The organism is Halomonas sp. AOP43-D1-4, assembly GCF_052446175.1.
GTDB lineage: Bacteria > Pseudomonadota > Gammaproteobacteria > Pseudomonadales > Halomonadaceae > Vreelandella > Vreelandella citrativorans.
The window spans coordinates 20,453-28,157 of record NZ_JBQSVY010000024.1; the positions used below are offsets into that span (position 1 = coordinate 20,453).

The window sequence follows — 7,705 nt, forward strand, 5'->3', positions numbered from 1 at the left end:
CGCCATGGAATTTTTGTCAGTTCTCGATTTTACTTTTTTTCTACTCGTTGGATTTGGCACCCTTGTAGGTATCATTTTCGGCGCGATCCCAGGCATGACGGCTACCATGGCCGTCGCTGTCTGTCTGCCACTTACCTATGCTTTGGGGTTGAACCATGGCTTGGCACTGTTGCTGGGCCTCTATGTGGGCGGAATTTCAGGCGGTATGGTACCAGCGGTACTTCTGAATATCCCCGGTACGCCTTCTTCGATAACCACCACCTTCGACGGCTACCCCATGGCGCGTAAAGGGGAGGGTGAAAAGGCATTGCGCATTTGTGTCATTGCCTCTGTCATTGGCGGTCTTATTAGCGCAGCCGTACTGTTCCTGTTTGCGCCACTGCTGGCGGATTTTTCGATCAAATTCTCTTATGTAGAGAAGTTCCTGATTATCTTGCTGGCATTGAGCGTTATTGCCTCTCTTTCAAATAGCATGCTGATCGGTATATTTAGCGGCGTCATTGGCGTCTGGCTAAGCCTCATTGGCGATTACAGCATTTCTGACGGTGGTAATGGTCATACGCGGCTGATGTTCGACTTCATGGAACCTTACCTGTTTGAAGGCTTCTCGCTGCTTCCGGTGCTAATCGGCATTTTCGGTATTTCCACCATTTTGCTGGAGGCTGAAAAAGGCGTAAAACGTGATGTCGCTGGGCAACGTATTAAAATTGGTAAAGAAGGTGGGTTTTCGCTGTCTATCTTTAAGGGCAGCCTGACGAATCTGACACGCTCTTCTTTTATTGGCACTTTTGTGGGGATGTTGCCGGGCGTGGGTGGCAGTGCCGCTTCCGTTCTCGCCTATACCCAAGAGAAAAACCTAGCACGTAACTCGTCTCAGATGGGCAAAGGAGCGCCACAAGGGTTAATCGCCTCGGAGTCTGCTAATAACGCGCTGACCGGTGGTGCGCTCATCCCCCTGCTCTCGCTTGGCATTCCAGGTGATGCTACCACGGCAGTACTGATTGGCGCCTTTACACTACAGGGAATACAGGTCGGGCCTCTGTTCATCCCGGAAAATCATGAAACATGGTACGTCATGATGACGGCTTTGGTGCTTGCCAATGTCGTGATGTTCTTTTTGATGTTCTTTGCCATCAAGTACATTGCCAAAGTGGTAATGGTGCCCAAACATATTCTCTATCCCATTATTGTGATGATGTGCGTGGTGGGCGCTTACGCCATTAATTACGGCATCATGTTCGATGTTTGGACTCTGCTTATCTTTGGCGTTCTGGGGTATTTGATTCAGAAAATCGGCCTTGAAATAGCGCCACTAATCATCGGCTTTATTCTGGGAAGTCAGGCCGAGGTATATTTTGTAAAAAGCCTTGAGTCCTTTGGCACCTACTCAGTCTTCTTCACTAAAAGCCCGATTGCCATGGTGCTGTGGGGTTTGATCGCTGCCTCTGTGGTGTTTGCAATCATTATGGGCATCAGGTCTCGTGCTCGCCAAAAAATGGAGCTAAGCCAAGCCTCGGGCCCGCACACCGTTTCAGGAAAACACCATGGCTCAAACAATGACTAATTCGCGCGTAATTAAAGTACATCCGAACGATAATGTTGCCATTGTGATTGAGCAGGGCGGGTTGGCTGAAGGTGAGAGTATCAGCGAGGGGTGTACTACCTTGATGCCTATTCCGCAGGGCCACAAGGTGGCATTGACAGCGATTGCCCAGGATAGCCCAGTGATTCGCTATAACGAGGTCATCGGCACCGCCGTGGTGGCTATCGAGCGTGGCGGCCACGTCAATGAAACCAATGTGCGCTTGCCGACGGCCCCAGGCCTTGACGAGCTCTCGTTGGCCACGCGACAGGCGCCAGCTTCCGAACCGCTCGAAGGCTATACCTTCGAAGGGTTTCGCAATCCGGACGGCGGCGTGGGCACCAAGAACGTGCTGGGGATTACCACCAGCGTTCAGTGCGTGGCCGGCACCGTGGATTACGTAGTCAGTCGTATCAAGCGTGAATTGCTGCCACGCTTTCCCAATGTTGATGATGTGGTCGGGCTCAACCATAGCTATGGCTGCGGCGTGGCGATCAACGCACCGGCGGCGATTGTGCCTATTCGTACGCTAAAAAATATTGCGCTGAACCCCAACTTCGGTAACGAGATCATGGTGATCGGATTGGGTTGCGAAAAGCTTCAGCCCTCGACACTGCTCGAAGATCGCCCGGTCAAAATCTATGAAAACAGCGAAGCCGCCGATCCGGAAGCCAACGTACTGAGTCTTCAGGATGAGAGCTTTGAAGGGTTTGGTGACATGGTCGACGGCATTTTAGCCATGGCCGAGCGCCATTTGGAACGGCTCAACAAGCGCAGTCGTGAGACCTGCCCTGCATCTGATCTTGTGGTGGGTATGCAGTGTGGAGGAAGTGATGCTTTCTCTGGCGTCACTGCGAACCCAGCCGTCGGCTTTGCTACTGATCTGATCGTAAGAGCCGGCGGTAGCGTGATGTTCTCTGAAGTCACGGAAGTACGCGATGCCATCCACCTGCTAACGCCGCGAGCTATTAACAAGGAAGTGGGAAAAGCGCTGATTGAACAGATGGCTTGGTACGATGATTACCTCTCTCAAGGACAGGCTGATCGTAGTGCCAACCCCTCGCCTGGCAACAAGAAAGGCGGGTTAAGTAATGTCGTTGAAAAGGCGCTTGGCTCGGTGATTAAGTCGGGTAACTCGCCCATTGTGGATGTGATTGGTCCTGGTGAGCGCTTACGGCGTAAAGGGCTCACCTTTGCAGCTACACCGGCGAGCGACTTTATTTGCGGGACTCTGCAATTGGCGGCAGGCATGAACCTGCAGGTGTTCACCACAGGCCGTGGAACGCCCTATGGTTTGGCAATGGTGCCGGTGCTAAAGGTCTCCACTAATTCACAGTTAGGAAGACGTTGGCACGACATTATCGATTTGGACGCCGGTCGCATCGCCACGGGTGATGCCAGCATTGAAGACGTTGGATGGGAGCTTTTTCATCTGATTCTCGATGTGGCGAGTGGGCGCAAGCAAGCCGCTGCTGATCGATTGGGTATCCATAACGATCTAGTGTTATTTAATCCTGCACCTGTGACATGAGTGTGGAAAAGACATCCTGGCTGGACTAATAGTACAAGAGGTTAGTGATTTATGTTCCCGAGAATTAAATCCATGAGCGTCGTTCCTGTTGCTGGCTACGATGGGTTCTTGCTCAACTTGAGCGGCGGCCATGCACCATGGTTTATCCGTTGCGTTGTCATTCTTGAAGATGACGCCGGTAATAAGGGGGTAGGTGAAATTCCTTCTAGTGCCGGTATTCTTAAGGGGTTGGAACAGTGCCGGGATATCGTTGAAGGGTCACGCATCAACAATATCAAACAAACTCTCAATAATGCGCGCTTGGCATTGGCCAAAAATGGCCGTGAAGAGCGCGGCCGCCAGACGTTTGATCTACGAGTCGCTGTTCACGTTATTACGGGTATCGAGTCCGCATTGTTAGACCTTTATGGCCAAACGTTGCAGCTGCCTGTCGCCGATTTGTTAGGGCAATATGGTCGTCAGCGCGATGAGGTAGAGGCTTTAGGTTATTTGTTTTTACTTGGAGATCCTGGCAAAACCGATCTCCCATATCCTCAAGCATCAGACCCTAAAGATGCGTGGGATGAAGTTCGCTATCAGGAAGCGCTAACGCCTGACGCCGTGGCGGGCTTGGCTAAGGCTGCCTATGAGCGTTACGGATTCAAGGATTTCAAACTTAAAGGCGGTGTGCTGCGCGGTGAAGAAGAAGCTGACTGCATTCGCGCCCTTTATGAAGCCTTCCCGGAGGCGCGCTTGACGCTGGATCCCAACGGCGCATGGAAGCTTGATGAGGCGGTGCGTGTTCTGGACCCGATCAAGCACCTGCTTAGCTATGCAGAAGATCCTTGCGGCCAGGAAGAAAGCTACTCAGGCCGTGAAACCATGGCTGAGTTCAAGAAGCGTACAGGCCTGCCCACAGCAACAAACATGATTGCGACCGACTTTAAGCAATTGCAGTACGCCGTACAGCTTAATGCTGTGGATATTCCGCTTGCTGATTGCCATTTCTGGACCATGCAAGGAGCGGTCATGGTTGGCGAATTATGCAACGAGTGGGGTATGACTTGGGGCTCGCACAGCAATAACCATTTTGATATTTCACTTGCGATGATGACGCATGTTGCGGCCGCCTGCCCTGGAGAGATTACGGCGATTGATACCCACTGGATCTGGCAGGATGGGCAGCGTATTACGAAAAATCCGTTTTTAATTCGAGATGGAAAAATTAAGGTTCCTACCACACCTGGCTTAGGAATTGAATTGGATGACGATAAGCTTATGGAAGCACATCGCCTTTATAAAACCCTGGATGTAACGCAACGAAATGACGCCATGGCTATGCAGTTCCTTGTTCCTGATTGGAAGTTTGATCCTAAACGCCCAGCATTGGTTCGTTAAATGAACGGTAAGTCTAGTATGTTAGACGATTAGAAGTTTCTCTTACGCTTTGGTTAACTATAATTTTCTTGCTTGTATAAAAGATAGTTGATGTTTCCAAGTTTGCTGCTTATTAATCAGCGTGGTTTTGCTTTTAATTTGCAGCTTACTTGGTGTATTTCATTAAGTTATAATTAGTGACTTTGCACAATTTGTGTAGAGTAGCAAAACTTTCTGTTCCTGTTCCTGTTCCTGTTCCTGTTCCTGTTCCTGTTCCTGTTCCTGTTGCCATTATCGTGTATCACTTTGACCGGTACGAATGTTGGCAGAGCAAACTATTTGGCTAAGTCTGGACTATAGTCGTATGTTCAACGTATTAAACCCACGCTAGGTTATGGTTGTATGATTAAATACATATGACGTTTGAGGCGGCATACTATTAATACCGAAATTTAACATAACTACAAAATTAACAACCTGGAGCAGATGTCATGATAAATATCAAAAGCTTATTTGTAGGTGCTGCGTCTGTATCGCTGATCGTAGCCGGTAATGTCGCTTTAGCTAATGAATTCCAAGGGCCTGTTAGGATCGTTGTTCCGTTTGCGCCTGGAGGCACCTCAGATATTCTTGCACGTTACATTGCGCCAGAACTCTCCGAAGCCATTGGTCAACCCGTCATTGTCGAAAATAAGGCGGGGGCAGGGGGGAATATTGGCGCGGACTATGTGGCTAAAGCAAACCCTAACGGGCATACGCTTTTACTTTCGGATCTGACTGCACTACTCGCTGCGCCCAGCGTACTTGATAATGTTGCTTATGATATTGAAAGCGACTTGTCGCCTGTAACGATGGTTTCTTATTCGCCTTATGTGTTAGGCATGTCACAGCAGCATAATTTTGAAAGCTTTGATGATCTGGTCGAGTATTCTCGCAATAATCCTGGTGATATCGCCGTCGCAACATCCGGTGTAGGAGCCAACAATCATATTACTACCGAGCGATTAATCCAGGATTTAGGGCTTGATTGGACGGTCATTGCTTATCGAGGTGGGTCTGATGCTACGCGTGCCGTAGTGTCTGGTGAAAGTGATATGTTATTAAACGGTACAACAGCTTCCCTTCCTTTTGTTTTAAATGATCAAATGAGTGCGCTAGCAGTAACTGGAGAAGAGCGGTTAGAGGAGCTCCCTGATACGCCAACGTTTCGTGAGCTAGGACTTCCGGGTGAGCTTGATGGAACCTATCAAGGTATTTTGGTAACGGCAGGCAGTCCACCAGAAGTAGTTGAACGCCTTCAGAAAGAGCTTGCGGATATACTGGCGACTGAAGAGTTACAAGCAAAAATTGCCCAACAAGGCGGCCAGGCTCGACCTTCTGAAACATCTGCTCAGTTACAGGAATGGATGACCGAACAAATGGCAGAGTTAACTGCATTTATTGCTGGGTCTGATATTAAACAATAATTGTTAGCTATTAATATAAAAATAGAATCCTGCTCTTTGGAGCAGGACTCTCGTTGCCCAAGAAAAGAGAAAAGAAGGATGAGAGTACTCACCAATAGAGATTTTCTGGCAGGGTTAATGTGCCTTGTACTGTCGATATGTGTACTTTGGCAGGCACAAGACTATAGTTTAGGAACTTTGAGAAACATGGGGCCTGGATATTTGCCAAGAGTCTTGGGATGTTTTCTTGGTGCGCTTGGTGTTCTGATAATGGCTTTTTCAGCCAAGACAGCGACTGATTTTCCGAAAATTAACGTTAGAGCGTTAGTTTGTATTACTACAGGCATCGTTGTGTTTGCTTCCTTAATGAACCCCGCTGGGCTATTCATTTCAACAGTTACGCTTGTTTTTTTGTGCGGTTTAAGTGAGAAAAAGTTCAAGCCAGTAAGGTTGGCTTTGATATCACTTGCATTATGCCTAATGTCGTATCTAATCTTTATACTGGGACTTAATATGCCAATTCGCCTTTTTCCTTGGAGTTTCTAATGGAAATTATAAATAATTTGGCACTTGGTATATCCGTTGCTTTTACCCTTGAAAACCTTATGTATTGCGCTTTGGGCGTAACGATTGGAATGTTTATTGGGGTTATCCCAGGTGTTGGCCACCTCGCTGCTATTTCGATGCTCTTGCCCTTAACATATTATGTACCCGCTACAACGGCGCTCGTAATGTTAGCTGGCATTTATTATGGGGCACAGTATGGTGGGTCCACGGCGGCAATTCTCCTGAATTTGCCTGGTACACCGTCTTCGTCTGTCATCTGTTTGGACGGCTATCCCATGTCGAAAAATGGGCGGGCTGGTGTTGCGCTTTTTATGACGACGATTGCATCGTTTGTAGGTAGCTTTATTACAGTAATTGTACTGGCTGCTTTTGCACCTCCTTTGGCAAATTTTGCCGTTGCTTTTAATTCGGCAGATTATTTTGCCATGATGTTGCTTGGACTCGTGGCCGCTGCAATTCTAGTGCAGGGATCGCCTGCCAAGGGGTTGGCAGCAGTCGTGTTCGGTCTTATGTTAGGGATGGTAGGTACTGACGTAAGTACTGGTATTCAACGATACACGTTTGGGCTTACTTTTCTCTATGATGGTATCAATATTGTAGCCATTGCTATGGGCATTTTTGGTGTTACAGAAGTCATTGCAAATGTTGGTAAAGTGGCTCAGATAAAAAATGGTCAAAAAATTACGTTTCGTTCACTTTTACCAACGAAGCGTGATGTTAAAGATAGTGTGTTTCCTATATTAAGAGGTACTGGAATAGGTACCGGGATTGGCATATTGCCAGGAACGGGCACGTCAATAGGATCTTTTATAGCCTATGCCTTGGAGAAAAGAGTTTCTAAGGACCCTTCCAAATTCGGCAAAGGGGCGATAGAAGGTATTACTGCGCCTGAAAGTGCAAATAATGCAGCAGCTCAATCTGCTTTTATACCTACTTTAACCTTGGGTATTCCCGGTGATGCAGTTATGGCTCTTATGCTCGGCGCGCTTTTAATCCACGGCATCACGCCAGGGCCTAATGTTATTTCAGATAACCCTGATTTGTTTTGGGGGTTAGTTGTTAGTTTTTTAATTGGTAATTTACTTCTTTTGATACTTAATATACCGATGGTGGGGTTATGGGTTCGCTTGTTGAAAATACCTTATCCTATACTTTACCCCGCAATTATTCTGTTTATTGTGATCGGTGTTTATAGCATTAATTATGCCAATATGGATATTATGC

General features: G+C 47.7%; 6 protein-coding genes. All 6 read left to right on the plus strand.

Annotated elements, in window-relative coordinates:
- Positions 1 to 4: 4 nt before the first annotated feature.
- Positions 5 to 1,564, plus strand: a complete 1,560-nt coding sequence (locus ACT3RQ_RS17095) for a tripartite tricarboxylate transporter permease (RefSeq protein ID WP_444639314.1) — start codon at positions 5 to 7, stop codon at positions 1,562 to 1,564.
- Positions 1,545 to 3,113, plus strand: a complete 1,569-nt coding sequence (gene garD / locus ACT3RQ_RS17100; protein ID WP_444639313.1) for a galactarate dehydratase — start codon at positions 1,545 to 1,547, stop codon at positions 3,111 to 3,113. The genes ACT3RQ_RS17095 and garD overlap by 20 nt, the downstream gene beginning before the upstream one ends.
- A gap of 51 nt (positions 3,114 to 3,164) precedes the next feature.
- Positions 3,165 to 4,490: an enolase C-terminal domain-like protein gene (locus ACT3RQ_RS17105; RefSeq protein WP_444639312.1), complete on the plus strand. Its 1,326-nt coding sequence runs from the start codon at positions 3,165 to 3,167 to the stop codon at positions 4,488 to 4,490.
- A gap of 470 nt (positions 4,491 to 4,960) precedes the next feature.
- Entirely contained in the window at positions 4,961 to 5,935 is a 975-nt protein-coding gene (locus ACT3RQ_RS17110; RefSeq protein WP_444631422.1) for a Bug family tripartite tricarboxylate transporter substrate binding protein, read from the plus strand.
- 117 nt (positions 5,936 to 6,052) lie between these two features.
- The gene (locus ACT3RQ_RS17115; protein WP_444680949.1) at positions 6,053 to 6,460 is read left to right on the plus strand and encodes a tripartite tricarboxylate transporter TctB family protein; all 408 of its coding nucleotides are present in this window, start codon (positions 6,053 to 6,055) and stop codon (positions 6,458 to 6,460) included.
- On the plus strand, positions 6,460 to 7,705 hold a 1,246-nt coding region (locus tag ACT3RQ_RS17120; RefSeq protein WP_444680948.1), incomplete at its 3' end, for a tripartite tricarboxylate transporter permease. The genes ACT3RQ_RS17115 and ACT3RQ_RS17120, both read left to right, overlap by 1 nt.

What these genes read in the sequence shown, in the direction of transcription:
- ACT3RQ_RS17095 (WP_444639314.1), top strand. Translation starts at nt 5, where the DNA reads ATGGAATTTTTGTCAGTTCTCGATTTTACTTTTTTTCTACTCGTTGGA.
- garD (WP_444639313.1), top strand. Translation starts at nt 1,545, where the DNA reads ATGGCTCAAACAATGACTAATTCGCGCGTAATTAAAGTACATCCGAAC.
- ACT3RQ_RS17105 (WP_444639312.1), top strand. Translation starts at nt 3,165, where the DNA reads ATGTTCCCGAGAATTAAATCCATGAGCGTCGTTCCTGTTGCTGGCTAC.
- ACT3RQ_RS17110 (WP_444631422.1), top strand. Translation starts at nt 4,961, where the DNA reads ATGATAAATATCAAAAGCTTATTTGTAGGTGCTGCGTCTGTATCGCTG.
- ACT3RQ_RS17115 (WP_444680949.1), top strand. Translation starts at nt 6,053, where the DNA reads ATGTGCCTTGTACTGTCGATATGTGTACTTTGGCAGGCACAAGACTAT.